Consider the following 19,129-nt stretch of genomic DNA (forward strand, 5'->3'; position numbering starts at 1 on the left):
TGATCCACCGAACCAAACCAAAAGTCAAGCGCGCTGCAGGCCTTGAAGCGAGCGGCGTGTCCAATTCATGATCAAGGAGAATGTCATGACCACCGTTATCGAAGATACCGAACCCACTCGGCCGACCGGCCCGATTTTCGAACTTTCCACGGGATCAGTTCCAATTCAGCTACCGCAGAAACTTCGCGGAAGCCGCAAGATCCGGTCGCGGTCAGCTATCAGTGCTCGCGGCATCATCGTTGCCCGCATTCGTGGTGCCAAGCGCCTTATGCGTATCGGATACGAAAGCTCACTCGAGCGCTCGTTCGCCCTCATGGCACTAGCGGAAGCAGAAACTGTTGATATCGTAGAGCAGCCATTCACGCTTCGCTATATTGATGCGGATGGCAGGACGCGCAGATACACTTTTGATTACTTAGTCACTAAGCGTGATGGCCGCCGCATCGCAATTGAAGTCAAGACTTCGCAACAAGCAAAAAAGCCAAAGGTCATTGCACAGATAAGCGATGCGGCATCGCGATTGGTGCCTGACTACGCTGATGAGGTTTTTCTCTTTACCGAGCGAAACTTCACCCGAACCCAGGTCGAAAATGCCGAGCAATTCGTGAACTGCCAGCGGGAGATCGATCCAGACGCCGACGATCAACTTGCCGAGGTAATTTCAACCCTTAAAGGCAGCATGACAGTTTCCGATCTCGTCAAGGTTTCTGGTTTGGCTGAACGTGGATACCCGGCCATCGTACGCGCGATGTACAGCAACTTACTACACTGGCGCAGGCAAGCACTTATCGGACCGAAGACATTGGTCAGCCGGGAGGTGGTACAATGACCGCTCCCCGCTTTGAATGTTCGCCTTTCGATCGGATCACAATCGATAAGTCAATCTACAGGCCAGATGGTCAAAATGACGACTTTGTTCGTCTTCGTCATCTCGATGGCTCCAACGCTTGTTCAGTCTTTAGCTACTCTGATCTAGAGAAATTGAGGCAGAGCTCAGGATGGCGATATGAAAAAGGCTGGTTCGCAGAGAGTGCGGCTCCGATTGACGCAGCAAAATCCCCAGAGGTTATGACATCTGCGCTTTCACTTGAGGATCAAGAGCGGCTTTCGTGGCTGCGAGTGGTCTTTGGTGCCATGGATGAACTCCATGAGGCTGGAGAGCTAACGCTCTCACATGAGGGGTTAGAGAAAAATCGCCCCAAGCTTGCTGTTCTTGTACACCAAAGGGATGTTGAAAGAACCAATGTCGAAAAGAAGCCACGCGGAGGCGCGAGGGTTCAAAGCCACCTGTTGCCGTCCAACTCAACGCTTCTCCGGAAATACCGTAAATACAGGCAAACGGGCCAAACAATGCTCCCCTTCATGCCGAAGAGGAGCTTCGGACGTCGCCCGGTCCACTATGACTATGAGTCTCAGGATTTCCTCAGACGATCTGTTCTGAAATATGCGACTGCTGAGCGGCCGAGTAAGAAAGAAATCTTTGAACGCCATCAGGATGAAGTGACCGAAGAGAATGTCGCGCGTTTTCTAAAGGGACAACCAGAACTTCGAGCTTTCAGCTACTCCACAGTTCTGCGCCACATCAGGGGTTTGGACCCATTCTTTGTAAATGCAGGGCGACTTGGCAAAGAACGTGCCCGTGCATTGGCTTCATCATCATCTGGAGGTCTGACCAAGCTGTACCCTATGCAGCGGATCGAACTGGATGAATGGAAGGTTGACGTCAGGACATTTCTGACCCGACTAGGAATAATCGATCTCTTGCCGCCCGATGCAATCGCTGCTCTCCCCAAAACCCGCCGTTGGATTTGTGTGGCCGTCGATGTGGCGACAAGGGTCGTAGTCGGTATTCGGATTGCCAAAAACCCCTCTGCCTATGATGCGGTTCGCACGCTTGCGATGGCAGTCTCGGACAAAAACGAGTTTGCGCGTGCAATCGGTGCGCAGGCCGAATGGTATCATCATGGAGGCCTATGCACAGTTTCATGCGATACAGGGCCCGCTTTTTTGTCCTCTGAATTTCAAACGGCTGTGAGTGACCTTGGTGGACATATACATTTCGGTCCGGTGGGCGTCCCAGAACTTAGGGCGACCGTAGAGCGGACATTTGGAACCTTCGCGACCAAGTTTGCATCGCTTCTGCCGGGCAGGACGTTCTCCAACGTAACGGATCGCGGCGACTATGATGCGGATGCACGCGCCGTACTGGATGACGCCGATCTCCTACGCATCATAATCCGATGGATTGTCGACTACTATCACCACGCCCCGCATTCCGGTCTGCAAGGCCAGACACCTGCCGCAAGATGGAAAGAGCTTACAAGGGAGAGGTTTGTTCCCAACCCACCGGACCGACTGACGCGGCGTGTCGCAACTGGCATTGAAGTTGAGCGTAAATTGACAAAACACGGTTTGCGCCTCTTCAGCAACTTTTACACGTCTGAAAATCTACGGAAGCACTATGCGCATTCTTCCCAACGTAAATTCCGGGTGCGCATTGATCCTGAAGATATCGGTAGCGTTGCGTATCTGCAGGATGGCTTATGGCATGATGCGCCAGCGCGTGATGCCAATTTTGAAGGCGTCAGCTTAGAAGCTTGGAAGGCTGAATTTGCCAAGATCGTCCGTGAACATCGAGAGGAAGCGAAACTTGCTCAAGAGCTGCGTTCCGAAGCTCTGAGAAGCATTCGTGAGGGCGTGCAATCCCGATTGGACCAACTCTTACCCGGGGCCGAAGCTGTGAATGCTGAAGCGCTTGAGAGCCTCGAAGACACCCTCTTCCAGGGCAAGTCCTGGAGAAATGTCGTTGTCGAGAGCACCGAAACTCAAGATCACGCCTTTGGGTCGTTGCTCGCATCCAAGAGTGAGCCGGACGTCATTGATGGAGAGTCAGCAAGTTCTGATGATGATGCGTCGGGATGGGAGGTCGAGGATGACTGAGCCTCGACCCGAACTGGAACGCGCCCGAGAAATCGGGCGTGTCGTTGCCGACCTTCGTACCCGCTTTGTTAAACATAAGCGCTATTTGCGCCTTGCCGAAGAGTTTGATCTTTTGCTTTACCGTCGGCGAGCCGAGATCGAAGGAGGCCTTAAATCCGAAGCCAGGGGACTCGTCGTAATAGGCGCATCCGGGTCTGGTAAAACTACAGCGATCCGTCGCTTGTTTGCAAAACACACCGATTTGCATTTGCCACGGCCCGATGTGGAACAAGCAGACGTGGTCAGCTTTTTGGTGCCAGCACCGGCAACATTGAAATCGGTAGGCTATGATTGTCTGACGAGCTTGGGATATCCTTTGAACCGTGACCGAACTGGTGCGGTGATCTGGTCCAAGGTTCAGACCCTTCTCAGCGAACGAAAAGTACTGTTCCTGCACCTGGATGAGGTCCAGCACCTCTATAATTTGAAGGCCAATCGCGAATCCCAAGCAGTCGTCAACACACTCAAGTCACTGATGCAAAGACCGGACTGGCCAACCGGTTTGATCTTATCAGGAACGAATGAGCTGCAATCCTTGGTAAACATGGACCCGCAACTCAGCAGACGGCTGACGCCAGTGGAGTTTCCATCAATCGATGCAACCACTCATGCCAAAGAAATCAAAGGGATCGTCTCTCATTACTCGGAAATCGCCGGGCTATCGGTGAACGCCAGTGAACTAAGCAGCAGCAACTTCGCAAGACGCTTGATACATGCTGCTGCGAGCGAGCTTGGATTGGTGATCGAACTGATCGTTGCGGCAATTGAAGATGCTCTTTTGAGAGCGGCCAGTGAATTGGACAAGGAAGCATTTGCCCGAGCCTTTGCTCGAAGGTCTGGGTGCTCACATGTCGGCAATCCGATTTTGGCCGATGACTGGCGCGCCATTGACGCCCGCAAACTCCTAGATGGAGCTGGGGCGAGCCTGATCGGGCCGGGGGTTGCGGCATGAGCGGCCTGGCCCTTCGGGTTGAGCCTTCAGAATGTGAAACGGCGACTTCTTGGGCTTCGAGGCTTGCCGAAAGGAACGGCTGTGCCGGGGTCCAGGACCTGGTTCATGATATGGGCATCTCGTGGAAGGCGTTTCGGACAGGAAATCCAGAAGCCGTTACCGCTCTTTGCGAATTGGCGAAGACTGATGCTGATAAGCTGCTCAAGTCCACCTACAGAACGGGTGAGTCAGCAACGTCGAAGTGGATTGGCAATGAGTGGATCGCACCGAAACTCATGCGTTTTGATACCCTTTGTATCTGTCCCAATTGTGTCGCCGATGCGAAGCATGGCGACGACAACACCCTGAAGTCGGGAGCGCCTGTCTGGTGGTACATGGAAGGGGTAAGGGTTTGCCCAATCCATGAACGAGCGCTGGTGCATTTGCCGCCACCCGAGCGTGGACGCTGCAAACATGACTATGCTGGACGGGTTAGAGACAATCGCGCTTTGGTTTATGCCGCCTCATGCTCCCAAGAGAGAATTACGGCGGGCGACTTCGAAGACTATGTGGCCAGTCGGTTGAAGTGCAGCGTGGCCAAGTCGCCGCGTTGGATCGATGGTCTTGATTTAGCAACCGTCATCCGGGCGAGCGAGCAGCTGGGGCTGGTGGCACTGGGTTTAAGCGCACGGGGCCAAAAGATCACTAATGAAAGGACCCTGATTGCCGCGACTTCTCTAGGCTTTAAAGCCTTATGCTCTGGGCCAAACCATCTTATGCAAAAGTTGGCAAAGTTTCGACCCAAACCCTCCAAAGGCGGGTTTTATGCCGACTTCTTCCCCTTTTCCCGTTGGCTAGAACGGATCCAACACCGCCCAGGCTGCGCTCGGTTGTGCGATGCTATGCACAATTTTGTTGTCCAGAACTATCCCTGCGAGACTGACGAGATCGTCTATGGCAAGCCAGTGCAAAAAAGGCATGTCCACTCTATTTCTTCTGCTGCTGAAAGGGCCAAAGTTCCTTTTCCGAGAATGAGAAAGGCCTTGGGGGCGGCGCGAGAAGAAAAGGGCTTGTCACACCTTCCTCGTCCTGACAAAAACCTTTGGGTCAAAACAGATGACTGGGATGCCTGGCTCGAAAAATTTGGAAACGCGATAACACTGAAGCCCGCTGCGCGTCGCTTGGGCGTCTGCTCGTCAACATTCTCGCGTTTGGTTTCGGCTGGCCATCTTAAACCGCTTGGTGCTGTCCCGGAGATGGCTCCCCGGTATTTGCCATGTGAGATCGACACTCTGGTGGCGAACGTTACCCAAAATGCTGTTACTTTGAATGCCATCCCAAAGGGTATGCTCACCATCAACTCTGTTCAGACTTCATGCAAAACGAGTATTAGCATTGTGCTACAATTGCTTATGGATCGGCGGTTAAAAACTGTCGGGAGGCTGAAAGGCAAGGTTGGACTGAGCGGGATATGTATCGCCATAGAAGAGGTTCTTGATGAGTTAGAGGGACCACCCTTGCCCGGACTTGGCAGCGACGAGCTCCGTAAGTATCTGCGGATCAACTGTATGACCACACCATGGCTCGTTTCAAACGGATTTCTGAAGTCTGAAATGGTCCTTCATCCCCGTACGAGAAAATCGATCCGTTTGTTCCGGCATGAAGTGATTGAACAGTTCCTCAACAAATATGAGACAGTTGGTCGACTTAGCCATCGGTTGGCAACCAAGCCACCCTACGTCGTCAGGCAACTGAAGCAGCTTGGTCTTGGGCCACTTCCGGTCAAAAGAAATATGAGCGTCATTTACCATAGGCGCGATCTGCCAGAAGAATTCCTTTAGGGTTCATAAAAGAACGATCCGAAGACCGGCCTGGCCGGTTTTCTTTTTACCTCGTGAGTGACCATAGTTAGTGAATCGAATGACCCCCGCAATGACTCTGGCCTATTTTTGGTTCATACATATCAATAAGTTACAGTTCGGCAGTGGGCAACAATAGTGACTCGTCATATTTTTGTCGATAACCCATAAGAGTGCGGTTTGACCTCATAAAGGTGCCGACGATGCTCTGCGGGATGGAACTATCGCCTTTGTTCAGGTAGTCGGTTCCAATGCACATTCCGCTCAAACATCAAAGTCTTATGATCGACGATGAGTTATTTGACTTGTCCCATCTTGACGCCTTTGGCTGCAAGATCGTCGGACGGGGTGTGACGGGTGGGGATATCCCCGTAGTCATCAAATTCTCTACCCATGTTTTCTCCGACCGGGCTACTCACGGCAAACGTCGAGATCTTCAAGACCACGGAGGGACATGGCGCACCTTTTGCAGTGAACGGTATTCTGTGTCGCTACTGTTGCCCGCGATCATGTGCAGATTTGTGGAAGATGACAGCTATACGAGCATCTCCCAGTGATCAGCCCCACTTGAGTGGTCCAGTTTGAATGTTAGTGCATGATCGGCCTTTGGTCCATCTGAACGATGGTTTCCGGCGCAGGTGGTCGGTAGCCCAAAGCACTGTGGGGTCGTTTGGTGTTGTAGTGTTTCCTCCATTCTTCGATCAGGATTTGAGCCTCGCGCAGACTGTAGAAGATCTCGCCGTTCAAGAACTCGTCGTGGAACCTGGCATTGAAGCTTTCACAATATCCGTTCTCCCATGGACTGCCCGGTTCGATGTAGGCAGTCTTTGCACCGACCGCTTTGATCCAATCCTGCACGGCCTGGGCAACGAACTCGGGGCCGTTATCGGAGCGAATGAACGACGGGATGCCACGCAAGATGAACAGGTCGCTCAAGACATCGATGACGTTGCCCGAGTTCAGCTTCCTGTCAACGCGGATCGCCAGGCATTCGCGGCTGTATTCGTCGATGATGTTGAGCGTGCGGAACGCTTTCCCGTCGTCGGTGCGGCAATGCACGAAGTCGTAGCTCCAAACATGATAGCGATGCTCTGGCCGCAATCGAACGCACGATCCGGCATTCAGCCAAAGCCGCCCCTTCTTCGGTTGTTTCATTGGCACTTTCAGCCCCTCCCGCCGCCATAGCCTTTCGACACGCTTGTCGTTCACATGCCAGCCAGCATCTCTCAGCAACGCGGCGATCCGACGATAGCCATAGCGGCCATATTGTCGGGTCAACTCGATCATATCGGCCAGCAACCACTCTTCATCAGGACGACCAACTGGTATCCTCCGCTGCGTAGATCGGTGCTGCCTGAGAACACGGCAGGCGCGGCGTTCCGAGACATTCAGCTCAGCGCGAACACGATCAATGCAAGCACGGCGACGAGCGGGGCTTAGAAGTTTCCCTTTGCGGCCTCCGCCAAGATCAGCTTGTCCAGCGTCAGATCCGATACGGCCTTTCTCAAATGCTCGTTCTCTTTCTGTAGACGCTTCAGTTCCTTCAATTGATCCGTGCCCATTCCACCGTATTTCTTCTTCCAGTTATGATAGGTCGCTTGACTGATACCAGCCTTGCGACAGATCTCAGCAACCGTCATGCCGTCTTCGCCCTGTTTGAGGATGAACGCCTTCTGCGCGTCCGTGAACTTCGATGCTTTCATGCGTTTCCGCTCCTCTCCCAGCTCAGGAAAATCTAGCGGAAAACTCTAACCTTAAACGAGGACGTTTCTGGGGGGCAGGTCATTGCGCTAGATACTGGATAGGGAGGATCAACGCTACTATACCGTTGACGGAGGGTTAAGCTGGTAATAAATTGCTGCGCAGCAAAAGTTCACAACCGAAAACCACTTCAAAATCTGTCGCTAGGTGGAGCGTCGCCCTCAATATAAGCTAATTAGAAGGTATTCCGGGACTATGAAGATCATGCAAAGTGTCTTTTTTTCATTGGCATTGACCGGGATATGCGCCCAAATAAGCGTTGCGGAAGCTGATCGCGGCCGGGACGGTGAAGTAAAAATCTTGTATTGGCAAGCACCTTCTATTCTCAATCCTTATATTTCAGGAGGAACCAAAGACATTGAAGCATCGTCGATGATTATCGAACCTTTGGCAAGGTATGACGCCAACGGTCAAATAGTTCCGTGGTTGGTCGAAACAGTCCCTACGCTTGAGAATGGTGGTATCTCAAAAGACCTTAAGTCTATTACCTGGAAAATCTTGGATGACCTAAAATGGTCCGATGGTACAAAATTCACGTCCGCAGATGTTGAATTTACTTATAGATACTGTACTCACCCTGATTCTGGGTGTGCGCGTAGCAATAAATTTTCCGAAGTGAGTTCAGTCGAAACGCCAGATGATCAAACTGTCGAGATAAAATTCAAAATACCAATGCCGAACCCTTATGGTGTCTTTGTCGGTGCGGAGACGCCTATACTTCAAAAGGCGCAGTTTGCCGATTGCTTGGGAGATCGTGCAGCGGGATGTACGACTGCAAACTTCGGTCCCGTCGGTACAGGTGCCTTTGAAGTTGTGAAATTCCAGCCCAACGATCTGATTATCTTATCTGCAAATGAAAATTATCGTGAGAAAAGCAAACCTGCGTTCTCAAAGGTTGTATTTAAAGGGGGTGGAAGCGCCATCGACGCGGGACGGGCAGTTCTGGAAACTGGTGAATTCGACTATGCTTGGAATTTGCAGCTGGCTCCAGATGTTATTGGAGCGATGGGGGAAAAAGGAAAAGGACAGATCGTTGCAGGATTTGGTCCATTGGTGGAGCGCCTAATGCTAAATCACACCAATCCTGATCCAGCTCTGGACCGTACGGAGCGGTCAATCGTCAAACCACATCCGTTTCTTAATCAACCAGCGGTCTATAAAGCGATGTCGCTTGCCATTGATCGAAACATTCTGGTCGACACAGGATATGGTACAGCTGGTAAGGTGACTTGCAATTGGCTGGCTGCACCTGAAGCATTCAATTCCACAACACTAAGTTGCGATAAACAAGACATACCAGCGGCAAACCGGCTGCTCGACGACGCTGGGATAATTGATACTGATGGTGATGGGGTGCGCGAATTTAATGGCGAGCCCCTCAAACTACTATTCCAAACGTCAGAAAACCAAGTTCGAAGAGATTTTCAATCGCTTATAAAACAGTGGTGGGCCGAAATCGGTATCGAAACGGAACTCCGCACAATTAACGCCAGTGTTTACTTTAGCTCTGATCCCAGTTCACCTGATACGACTCGAAAATTTTATGCTGATGTTGAAATGTATGCAAATACGTTCGCAGGAACAGATCCGCAATTCTACCTAGCAAACGCACTGTGTGACGAGGCCCCAAGACCAGAGAACAATTGGCAGGCTCGAAACGTCACCCGTTTTTGCATGACGGAGTATGACACTCTTTACCAGACTTATGTGGATACGGTAGATCGCGATGCACGGGCTGAAATCGCCAAAGAACTCAATGATCTTTTTGTCCAAAATGGCGGAATTATACCACTAGTACAGCGCGGTAGACTTTCAGCTCATGGAAATTCGCTTGGTGGAGTTGAACTAAATGTCTGGGATAGCGAACTTTGGAATATCGCGGACTGGTACAGACGCTGAGCCGAACACTTCGCTTAGCATCTGTAAGCAATATAATTCGGAAACGCTTTTCGTAAGATCGCGTATTTAGTGCGACCCGCATGAGGATTTCTCGTGCGATATCAATTGGACTACGAACTCATTAGGCGTGAGGTTGCCGATGGCAAATACGGGGAGTCCTCCCTAGAGTCAGGACCCATTGATTTTCGTGTAGGTGCGTGATTCACGGTTCGAAAACCGAGTGGTGACCATGTCTGATCTTGTCTGATTGAGCGACGCGCAGATGGCGCGTCGGCCCCCCTTTTTCCCAGAGCCCCACGGCAAGCCACCCGTCGATGACAAGCGTGTATTGAGCGAGATTATCTTCATCAATCCCAATGGCTTGCGGTTGGTAAACGCCCCTGCCGCCTATGCCCCCCAAAGGCGCTCTACAACCGTTGAAAACGGTGGAGCGACAAGGGCATCTTCGCCCAAATGTTGACGGGTCTGGCCGCCAAACACGGCGAACAGAAAACCGGGATGATTGATGCGACGTATTTGAGGGCCCACCGGAGAGCGACCAGTATGGGAAAAAAGGGCATTGCACGTCAACCGACACTGTTTGGTGAGGTTGCGGTTGTGCGGTGCTGGGGTCGAATTGGGACGGGTGGATGCTCCATGTCCAGCACATATCCCGACGCAGCACATGCGACTGAGGCATGCGCTGATCTGGAGCGCCGGAAGTGTCGCCGCGGGTAAGTTACAGCCAGCGATCAGGCAGGTGTGTCCTTATTTTTGTTGGAACATCTTGAGTTGGTAACTCGCATTGGTCACGCGTTCAATCTGTACTGCCAGGCGGGATTGGCGATGTCAGTGCCACAGCAGGAACCGCATGCGACGGGTCGGCGACAAGGGCCGTCAGTTCCAAGTATTCCAAAACAGTTTCCGAAGAATCTGAAAGATGGATGGGGCGACATCGGGATAGCACGAAATGCGATTGAGCTGAAATTCACAGGCCATGGCTGCTTTAAAAGAGGAAAACGCCTGCCGCGGTTTTCTGGCTTAAAATTCTGGGGGAGGTGGCTCTACCAGGCCGCGAGTAATATCGCGCAGTAATGTTGGAGTGAAACATGAATTTACTGAGCTATTCGACGGGCACTCATTCTGTTCGTGATTCGCCAAACGCGACTGATGAGGCACCTTGGGCGCAGGCATCCGACCAAGGCCGGGTTGGGTCGTGTAGCTCTGGGACTGCGTTGCGTTGCCCGGCAAAACTAGCGAACAATCAATGCAAGCAGGCGTCTGCTTTTCAGTTCATCCTTCTCGTGCATTCCGTTTCGAGTGACGTGAAGCAAGCACCCTGTTTCGGCTTGAACTTGTTACGAACCACGGATGACATGTTGCGCAAGATCATAATGTTCTTGCGACCGCTAAGATGGCCAGGAACACATCTGTTCGCCTGATCACATCTTATCGCCACTCATCAATTCCCTTCAATGCCGGTCATTGGGGGTTCTCGGCGTTCAGTTTTTTCATCTCCCAAGTGTTGAAGGTTCACGCCGCACTTGACGTACAAAGAAGCAGCAAAACATGGCCAATATCACAGGCACCTCAAGCAACGATACCTTGGTTGGAACAGCCGATGACGACACGATCACCGGGCTGAGCGGTGACGACTCGATCACCGGCGCTGACGGCAACGATTCAATTCTGGGACAAGGCGGCAACGATACGCTGCGCGGCAATGCGGGAAACGATACCCTCAACGGCGGACCGGGCGCAAACCTTCTGGATGGGGGTGACGGCAACGACGAGATTTGGACATCTTCTGATGGAGATATCGTATTGGGTGGGGCCGATGCTGATACCATCATTGTCGCGGGCACCGCGGGAACACGCAGCATTGATGGCGGCACCGGCGACGACAGTATTAACTTCAGCGACCCCAGCAATACGTCTGGGGTCAATTATGTCTGGGCAGATGACACAACGGCAAATTTCAGCGGGGGCGTTGGCGGGAGCGGCACCGTTACAAATGTCGAAAACGTCACCGGGTCCGGCACCGCTGATGTACTAGACGCAAGTGCGACAACCCAAGGCGTCACCGCGAGCGGCTTTGCGGGGAATGATTCCCTTGCCGGTGGCAGTGGAGCCGACAAACTGGATGGCGGCACGGGCGATGACACCATTCTGGGTGGCGATGGGAATGACGTCATCACAGCCGGCGGCGACAATGACTCGCTCGAAGGCGGCGGCGGCGATGATACAATCAACGCCGGAATTGGTGATGATACGCTGCTTGGTGGCGTTGGCAGCGACAGGCTACTTGCCGGGAGCGGAAATGACCTCGTCGATGGTGGCGCTGGTGACGACTTTATATCCGGACTCAACGACAACGACACCATTTTCGGAGGTGGCGGCGACGATACGATTTCCGGCGGCGCAGGCGATGACTCGACCGAAGGTGGCGACGGCAACGACTCCTTTACGGGTGGGACTGGCAACGATACCGCCATAGGTGGCGATGGGAATGATACAATTCGCGGCGGTGACGGCGACGATGTCAGTCGGGGCGGAGCTGGCGATGACCTGTTTACCGGGCGTGCTGGCAACGACCTGATCTCGGGCAGTGATGGTGACACCGATGATAGAGACCGTTTGGTGTACAGCGACGGCACCGGGCTGAGCGTCATTTTCAGCAATTCCGAAGACGGCACCGTCACCGGCGCTCAGATCGACACCGATACTTTCGACGAAATCGAACAGATTGATCTCGCGGGTGGTGATGACAGCGCGGACTATCGCACTGCAACAAACGGCGCGACCGGTTCGTCTGACATTCGCTTTAGAGAGGGCGATGACACGCTGTTTGCCACGACGACAGAAGGTAACTTTGACGGAGGAAACGATACGGACCTCGTGTCGTTTGATGCTGTGTCCTTCGATGTGGACGTCGACCTCGAGGCTGGCACCGCTGTTGGGCGCGGTGTGGTAGGTGGTCCTTCCGCCAGCGTTACCAACTTTGAGAATGCCACGGGCGGTACGGGCGATGACAGTCTGACGGGTGACGAGGGTGCCAATGTTCTGATCGGGCTGGACGGTGACGACACGTTGTCGGGCGGGGCCGGGAACGACACCTTAGACGGTGGTGCCGGCGATGATGTGCTGGACGGGGGCGATGATGATGATCTGCTGAGCGGCGGAACTGGTCAAAACGATGTCTCGGGCGGGGCCGGTAACGATACGATCCTTGCCGTAAATACAGAGGGAACAATTGATGGGGGCGACGGTATCGACGTCCTTTCGTTCGAAAACGCAACCTTCTCGGGTTCCTTTGGCGTCAATGTTAATCTTGATGACGGCAATGTTTCTGCCCAGTTTGGAAGGCCGGCGACGGCGAGCGTTGCGAACATTGAACATGTCATAGGCACTGCGCAGCGAGACAACATCACCGGCGACTCCGGGGCGAATACATTGGACGGCGGTGATGGCGGCGATACCCTCGATGGCGGGAGCGGCGATGATCTGATCATCGGTGGCGCAGGTATTGACACGCTGAGAGGCGGTCAAGGCACAGACACCATTCTGGGCGGTGACGGTAGCGACAGAATCATCAGCCAGTTGGGGTCTTCGAGGCGCTTGGAAAGCGATGTCATCATCGGCGGTGAGAGTGATCCTGCTGATATTGACCGCCTTATATATGCCGGCTCGCCAAGCGTTGTCGTGGATATCTCAGGCGCAGAAAGCGGCACGGTTACACACGGTGGGAGCGGTCAAGAGACATTTGAAGAAATAGAAGTCGTTCAGCTTGGAAATGCGTCGGACACGGTCAACATCAATGTGGACCCTGCCGATGACGTTCTGGAAATCCAACTTGGAAGCGGCAATGACGTTGTCAACGCAGGCAATGCAAATATAAATTTTGTCGGGCAATCTGGCGATGATCGCCTGAACTTCGGCGCGATCACCGATGACCTTAACGTCAATCTGGAAACAGGCGATGTTTCTCAAAGTGACGGGGCCACGACAATTTCGGGTCGGGCGATACAATTCAGCCAAGCGACCGGTGGTAGTGGCGATGACACTCTTGTCGGTACGAGTGGATCATCTTCGCTTGCTCCGAATTCCAACCTCCTCGATGGTGGCGCTGGCGACGACAGCATTCAGGGGCTTGACGGCAATGACACCCTTTTGGGTGGTGCCGGGAACGACACGCTGGAAGGTGGCGCGGGAAATGACGAATTGCGCGGCGGCGACGGCGATGACTCTGTCCTTGGCGGTGCTGGCAACGACACCTACTTCGGCGGTAATGGATACGACTATGTCCTAATGGGTGACGGGGACGACGTTGTGAACGCCGGCAACGTCGACGATCCCAACGACGCTGAACTCGTCGCCGAACTTGGTGAGGGCAATGACAGTTTCGTCGGGGGCAATGGCTTCAGTTATGTCGAGGGCGACGACGGTGACGATACGCTGGTGGCGGGCGATTTCGGGGATTCGCTCAGCGGCGGCGCAGGGCAGGACAGCCTGGTCGGAGGGATCGGTTTTGATGAACTTGCCGGCAACGAAGGCGACGACACAATCTCGGGCGGGCTGGACGATGACGCAATCAGCGGCGGCGACGGCAATGATCTTCTTTCGGGCGACGAAGGCAACGACGCCATTTCTGGTGGAGCGGGAGATGACACGCTCCTTGGTGGCGCTGGCGATGATCGACTTGTTGGCTTTGTTGGTTCGAACTTCATGGATGGCGGCGATGGTAATGATCGTCTGGACATCGGCTTTTCGGGGACCGCTACGACCTTCAATAATACATTGTTCGGTGGCGCGGGTGACGACACTATCAGCGGCGGCGACGTCGACACGCGGGGAACCAATGTTGTCGATGCTGGAACCGGCAACGACTCGGTCGTTCTGGGGAGCCAAACCGACTCCGTTGAATTGGGCGATGGGAACGACTCGTTTGCGTCCACCGGCGGCCAAGACACCGTGTCGGGTGGAGCAGGCAGCGACACTATCCGTGGCGGACTGGACAATGACGACTTCGATGGCGGCGCGGATAACGACGAAATCGATGGACGAGACGGGGATGATACACTGGCCGGCGGGGCCGGTGACGATACCATTGACGGCGGCGCTGGCGATGACGTTATTACCTTTGGGACGGGTGTTGATAAGGCGGTAGGTGGCTCAGGCGCGGATACGTTTGTCCTCGCCGATGGAGCCGGTGCCAATTCGATTTCCGATTTTGTCCTGGGACAAGACGTTTTGGATGTCACCGCAGTAGCGAGTGCGCTGGCGAAATTTTCAGGCCAACCGGTGCGGCCCGGGGAAGTCGTCGTCACCAACAATGCCCCTGAAGCAGGCTTTCCGGGAGGCAGCCAAACTCTGACATTCCCCGACGGCACGTCTGTCGTCGTTCCGGCGGGTACAGTTCGCACCAATGATGCAAGTGATCAGATCGAAGATCTGATATCAGCCGGGGTCGTTTGTTTTGCACGCGATACAGCCATTCTGACCGTAAATGGCATCACTCCGGTGCAGGATCTTCGGGTCGGGGATCGGGTTCAGACTGTTGATCGGGGAATTCAGCCCATCGTCTGGATCGGATGCCGCCGAGTGCGCGCGCGGTGGCACAACGCGCCGATTTACTTTGCGCCCGGCTCGTTCGGCAGCACCCAGGCTATCACGGTGTCACCGCAGCACCGCATGTTGGTGCGCGGACCGGAAATCGAGCTGATGTTCGGCGAGTTGGAAGTATTTGTCGCAGCCAAGGATCTGATCGACGGCGTTCGTGTCAAACGCCAAACAGCGCCATGGGTCGAATATTGGCATGTTATGTTTGAAAACCATCAGGTGATCTTTGCCAATGGATACCAAACCGAAAGCTTCTATCCGGGCCAGCAAGCCATGGCTGCGCTCTCCGTCGCGGATCGTGATCGCCTCCTGAGCGTGATGCCAGACCTGAGAACACAACCAGATCACATTGCGTACGGCGGTTTGGCCCGCAGCGAACTCACTTCACGTGAAGGCAAGTTGCTTGCGGTCCAATCTGCGAAGGAGAGGCAAGGTAGAGCACAACCCGAAGTTCAGCTGTTCGGCGTGACTGCGATCGTTTGAAGCGGGTTCCGCGTTTTGAGCGCCTTATTTACCATACGAGCGCGTATAAACTTCAGAACGTATCTCCGGTCGGGCTGAAAAGGGCCCTGACTGCCGGATGCTGACAGAATGCCAGTCGTAGCGATGGTGCGTGACCGGCGGTTCGCGCAGCACGACGAGAGATTGAAGCCCGAATCATAATGGGACACCATATTGGTTCCACAGCCACGACGTCGCCACCAAACGCTCCCAACGGATTTGCGAGCTGCGAACGAGCAGGGATTTTCCAAGGACCCCACATACTGCACCCCTTGTATAGCCACAGGGCGGATAACCCATTGCAAGCAGACACGTTTCCGCAAGGGTAGTTAGGTTAAGAACACGCGAGGTCAAACTGAAGATAGCTCGGAGGGCAGATCAGTGCCAGCCAGCATGCCGCCACAATTTCGACACATTTATTGTTGGGTTAAATTGACATTTTTAGTGTATACTTTGGTTTACAGTCCGGGGGAGGGCTTGATTGTTTGCAAGGGGTAAGGGATGGGTCTACATTTATTGAATCGGGGTGAGATAAAGCTAGATTTTGAAAGCTGGCCACCGCTTGAGAGAGAAGTAACCGTTGGTGACGTCAGAATGCTATGCCTGCCAGCAGGCAAAGTTGATATCGTTGCACGCCGTGCGTCGCACACGATCAACATTGCTTTGAACTCAAATCGCGTGAATATGGCGTTCAATTCAGACAAGATGTCAGAATTTTCGATTGCATCGGGGTCAATGGGGTACTTTCCCAAAAGCTCTACGCTGAAGTTGCAGTGTGAAAACAAGGTTCCTGAGTACCTTATCGAAATTGGGGATCAGACCATACGTAACTGGAAAGAAGAAGCAGGGCTTACCGAACTGGTTCCATTCGAAGAACGCAACCCATATCAATTGGATATGCCGGCTGCCGATTTGGCCCGGCTAGGCCTGCACCACTTGTCAAACCGCGATGCCGGAACGCCTGCGGACAAGTTGATGTGCGAGGCTATAATACTGGGTATTTCAGCACGGTTTGTAAATTTGGCTAGCGCGGCAAATTTGAACCGAGAGATGTCAACAGCGCAGAGTTGGATTCATCAGCACAGCAAGGATCGCCTAAAGACCTCAATTGAATACGCCTTTGAAAACTTGTCTAATCGCGACCTAAGAATTTCAGACATGGCGAACGTTGCTGGTATATCAAGTTGTCATTACTCTGAAGTGTTTAAAGAGGCATATGGGTGTACACCCTACGCCTTTATCAAAGAAGAGCGATTAAAGTATGCCAAGGATCTCATCCTACATTCGCGCCTGTCCATTAGTGAGATTTCCTATGCTTGCGCATTTTCCAGCCAATCTCATTTGACGACGGCCTTGAGTGCCCGTTTCGGAGCATCACCAGGTCAATTGCGAAGATCAAGATACTAGATATCGGCACCTGGGTTAATGCAAAGTAGTACATCGTCTTTCAATTCTTCTGATGACCGTAAGGTCCACAGACGTGTTCCACAGGTTCAACACGAATTGAAGACAAAAACTGCGCGCATTGTCGCTCTTCCAGCAGGACCGGTAGATGCAGTTTTCGATTTAGACAATGCCGTCATAGATGTGAATTTTTTACCGCTATTTGTAATTTCTGCGCTTAATTCTGGGCGCAAACACGCAGTACTAATACCCGCACGGTCATTTGCCTATTTTCCACGTGGAACATTTAGTCGGATTAGGTGCGATAATCACGCGCTACGATGTATTCTTGAAATCGATGGAAAAATTGATGAGAAATACTTTGGATCATTGCGTAATGATCAAAGGTTATTTAATTTTCAGAACACCTATGTTGTAGATGACAGCGTTTCAATTGCAGGAATGGCTGCCATAAATTACCTAAAACAAAAACACGAAAGTGACGAATTATCGGTCAGGAGGACAGTCGAATCTTTCATATTGAGCGTTATTTCAAGGGCGGTTGAAAAGTTTCGCCCAATATCTGATGATTGTCGACGGATCTCGCGACCTGCCAGGCGGGACCGAAAAATGATGTTGATCTTGGTCGCTTTGCGCGACATTCATTATAAAATTTCTGACGCAAATCTCCGAGTTCAAGACTTGGCAGACAAAGTTTCCATGGATCATTCCAGCTTTCAGCATCAGTTTTTTAGGGAGGTCGCTATGAGCCCGGAGCAGTATATCGCCCGCACGCGCAAGCTACGTGCCCAAGCACTAATTGATGGTGGGGAATTATCCTTGGAAACGGTGGTGGAGCAGACCGGTTTTGAGAATGTCGACGCCATGCTTCGAGCGATGGAAGACTGAGCTACGTCTATATGTGTGCTTCCATGGATTGATCTCGGATATCCTCTTTGAAACGAAGATAAGTCGCTTTGTCAGAGAGCAGATCATTAGGGTGCTGTGGAGTTGGAGTTCCCACGGTTTGATGGATACTTCCCTGCTGATGGCTTGCAATTTTCTATGCCGAGGATGTTCGACCCGTACCATATGTGCCCTATGAGTTGAGGTGCTCCTAGATTTGTAAATGCTTTGCTTGGTAGTTTTGGAAGCGAATGGAGTGGGCAAAACTTGGTGATGAGGCTGCGAGCTGGGCGACGGTTAGTCGACCGTCGAGGGCCGCTGGTCCGGTGATTGCGACGCGATGAGCACCTTCGTGAGGACCACCTCCTACGACGTTTTTTGCCCATGCGGGTGTTGCCGATGTCATCAACGCAGCCCTCAAACGGCACGCCTTACAAATTCGGCAGTGCAGGTTCGCCATCTGAGATCACGGTCACTTTGCGCTGACCGTCCCAGCCCTGCGCGATCAGGTCATGTCGGAGCTGCTGTTTTTAGAAGAACCGGCGGCTTGCTGCACGAGGCTAAGCCGCCGGCTCATATTGGAGCTTTCAGTCTTGCCGACTACAACATCAAGGTGACGTTTCTGGTATCCAGGTCGACAACGAATGTGCGCACCATGCAGGAAAACGGTCAGTGGCGCTGGCCGCACGATTGTATCTGCGTGTGATCGGCTTGAGTGCTTATGGTCGAGTTCGTCGGCGACGCGACCCAAGCGGTTTCGAACAGTCTGTTCGACTGAGCCGAACAGGGCGGGAACATTTCGATCAATCGAGCGGCTCCCCGAAACGAGTACCTCGCTCCCAATTCAGCCTGCAGGTGCCGAAGTTCGGCAGTCGCACGGTCAGAGAAAAGCCCGGCAAGTGGTGATTGCGGTCCAGATTTTGCGATCCCGACCGGTTGGCAACGACAGCGTCGAAGCCTTGGCCACGTCACCTGAATTCGCCCGAAAAGAGTGTCGAGAATACGGCCTCAATCATCATGGATTGCGCGTTGTTTGTCACAGGCATCGCATTTCCGGCGAGCCTCTATTGCTTCACCGACCTGATCTTGCACAATCGCTTCCTGCAAGCGCCTCAACACTGTCTTTGCGTCGTCAAGCGGAAGCCCCAAGTTCTCAGAACCAAACTCGTCCGGCGCACGGCGAAGTCGACCGATATTGCGCCTCTTGGTGTCTGCATGGATTTGTCCCGTTTTTGTGCCGCCCCAAGTGCTCGTTTAGGCCACTTTCCGTTCGAAAGCGACAGGGCTTTTCCAGCCCAGTGCTGAGTGTCGT

Annotated in this window: 10 protein-coding genes and 2 pseudogenes; 10 read left to right on the plus strand and 2 right to left on the minus strand. The window is 53.1% G+C overall.

Features of this window, described 5'->3' with window-relative positions:
* Positions 1 to 85: 85 nt before the first annotated feature.
* From Q0908_RS05880 to Q0908_RS05895, 4 genes are read left to right on the plus strand one after another with little or no spacing between them, the layout of a single operon-like run.
* Complete coding sequence (locus Q0908_RS05880; protein ID WP_299281812.1) at positions 86 to 829, plus strand: TnsA endonuclease N-terminal domain-containing protein; 744 nt, start codon at positions 86 to 88, stop codon at positions 827 to 829.
* Complete coding sequence (locus Q0908_RS05885; RefSeq protein ID WP_299281813.1) at positions 826 to 2,940, plus strand: Mu transposase C-terminal domain-containing protein; 2,115 nt, start codon at positions 826 to 828, stop codon at positions 2,938 to 2,940. Before Q0908_RS05880 ends, Q0908_RS05885 begins: the two co-directional genes overlap by 4 nt.
* Positions 2,933 to 3,931 carry a TniB family NTP-binding protein gene (locus Q0908_RS05890; RefSeq protein WP_299281816.1) on the plus strand — a complete coding sequence of 333 codons (999 nt, stop codon included), beginning with the start codon at positions 2,933 to 2,935 and terminating at the stop codon, positions 3,929 to 3,931. Before Q0908_RS05885 ends, Q0908_RS05890 begins: the two co-directional genes overlap by 8 nt.
* Positions 3,928 to 5,751, plus strand: coding sequence for a TniQ family protein (locus Q0908_RS05895; protein ID WP_299281817.1), 1,824 nt, complete (start codon positions 3,928 to 3,930; stop codon positions 5,749 to 5,751). The genes Q0908_RS05890 and Q0908_RS05895 overlap by 4 nt, the downstream gene beginning before the upstream one ends.
* A gap of 606 nt (positions 5,752 to 6,357) precedes the next feature.
* Here the strand turns inward: Q0908_RS05895 and Q0908_RS05900 are convergent.
* A protein-coding gene (locus tag Q0908_RS05900; protein ID WP_299281819.1) for an IS3 family transposase occupies positions 6,358 to 7,472 on the minus strand; the annotation gives its coding sequence in 2 pieces (ribosomal slippage) (positions 6,358 to 7,220 and positions 7,220 to 7,472; 1,116 coding nt in all).
* 253 nt (positions 7,473 to 7,725) lie between these two features.
* Between Q0908_RS05900 and Q0908_RS05905 the strand changes: the two genes are divergently transcribed.
* From Q0908_RS05905 to Q0908_RS05930, 6 genes and pseudogenes are all read left to right on the plus strand, one after another.
* Positions 7,726 to 9,429: a peptide ABC transporter substrate-binding protein gene (locus Q0908_RS05905; protein WP_299281821.1), complete on the plus strand. Its 1,704-nt coding sequence runs from the start codon at positions 7,726 to 7,728 to the stop codon at positions 9,427 to 9,429.
* 262 nt (positions 9,430 to 9,691) lie between these two features.
* Positions 9,692 to 9,978, plus strand: a pseudogene (locus tag Q0908_RS05910) (transposase); the annotation flags it as partial.
* Entirely contained in the window at positions 9,973 to 10,146 is a 174-nt protein-coding gene (locus Q0908_RS05915) for a WGR domain-containing protein (RefSeq protein ID WP_299281846.1), read from the plus strand. The pseudogene Q0908_RS05910 and the gene Q0908_RS05915, both read left to right, overlap by 6 nt.
* An 831-nt stretch (positions 10,147 to 10,977) precedes the next feature.
* Positions 10,978 to 15,510 carry a Hint domain-containing protein gene (locus Q0908_RS05920; protein ID WP_299281823.1) on the plus strand — a complete coding sequence of 1,511 codons (4,533 nt, stop codon included), beginning with the start codon at positions 10,978 to 10,980 and terminating at the stop codon, positions 15,508 to 15,510.
* A 519-nt stretch (positions 15,511 to 16,029) separates the two neighbouring features.
* Positions 16,030 to 16,935, plus strand: a complete 906-nt coding sequence (locus tag Q0908_RS05925; RefSeq protein WP_299281825.1) for an AraC family transcriptional regulator — start codon at positions 16,030 to 16,032, stop codon at positions 16,933 to 16,935.
* 96 nt (positions 16,936 to 17,031) lie between these two features.
* Positions 17,032 to 17,820, plus strand: coding sequence for a helix-turn-helix domain-containing protein (locus Q0908_RS05930; RefSeq protein ID WP_299281827.1), 789 nt, complete (start codon positions 17,032 to 17,034; stop codon positions 17,818 to 17,820).
* Positions 17,821 to 18,094: 274 nt separating this feature from the next.
* Here Q0908_RS05930 and Q0908_RS05935 read toward each other — a convergent pair.
* Positions 18,095 to 19,038: pseudogene (locus Q0908_RS05935) on the minus strand (ISKra4 family transposase); the annotation flags it as partial.
* Positions 19,039 to 19,129 lie beyond the last annotated feature (91 nt).

Origin of the sequence: uncultured Tateyamaria sp., from assembly GCF_947494755.1 — a bacterium.
Classification (GTDB): Bacteria; Pseudomonadota; Alphaproteobacteria; order Rhodobacterales; family Rhodobacteraceae; genus Tateyamaria.

Excerpts from the sequence above, each read along its gene's own strand:
- Q0908_RS05925 (WP_299281825.1), top strand. The coding sequence starts at position 16,030 with ATGGGTCTACATTTATTGAATCGGGGTGAGATAAAGCTAGATTTTGAA.
- Q0908_RS05895 (WP_299281817.1), top strand. The coding sequence starts at position 3,928 with ATGAGCGGCCTGGCCCTTCGGGTTGAGCCTTCAGAATGTGAAACGGCG.
- Q0908_RS05920 (WP_299281823.1), top strand. The coding sequence starts at position 10,978 with ATGGCCAATATCACAGGCACCTCAAGCAACGATACCTTGGTTGGAACA.
- Q0908_RS05915 (WP_299281846.1), top strand. The coding sequence starts at position 9,973 with ATGGGAAAAAAGGGCATTGCACGTCAACCGACACTGTTTGGTGAGGTT.
- Q0908_RS05885 (WP_299281813.1), top strand. The coding sequence starts at position 826 with ATGACCGCTCCCCGCTTTGAATGTTCGCCTTTCGATCGGATCACAATC.
- Q0908_RS05880 (WP_299281812.1), top strand. The coding sequence starts at position 86 with ATGACCACCGTTATCGAAGATACCGAACCCACTCGGCCGACCGGCCCG.
- Q0908_RS05890 (WP_299281816.1), top strand. The coding sequence starts at position 2,933 with ATGACTGAGCCTCGACCCGAACTGGAACGCGCCCGAGAAATCGGGCGT.
- Q0908_RS05905 (WP_299281821.1), top strand. The coding sequence starts at position 7,726 with ATGAAGATCATGCAAAGTGTCTTTTTTTCATTGGCATTGACCGGGATA.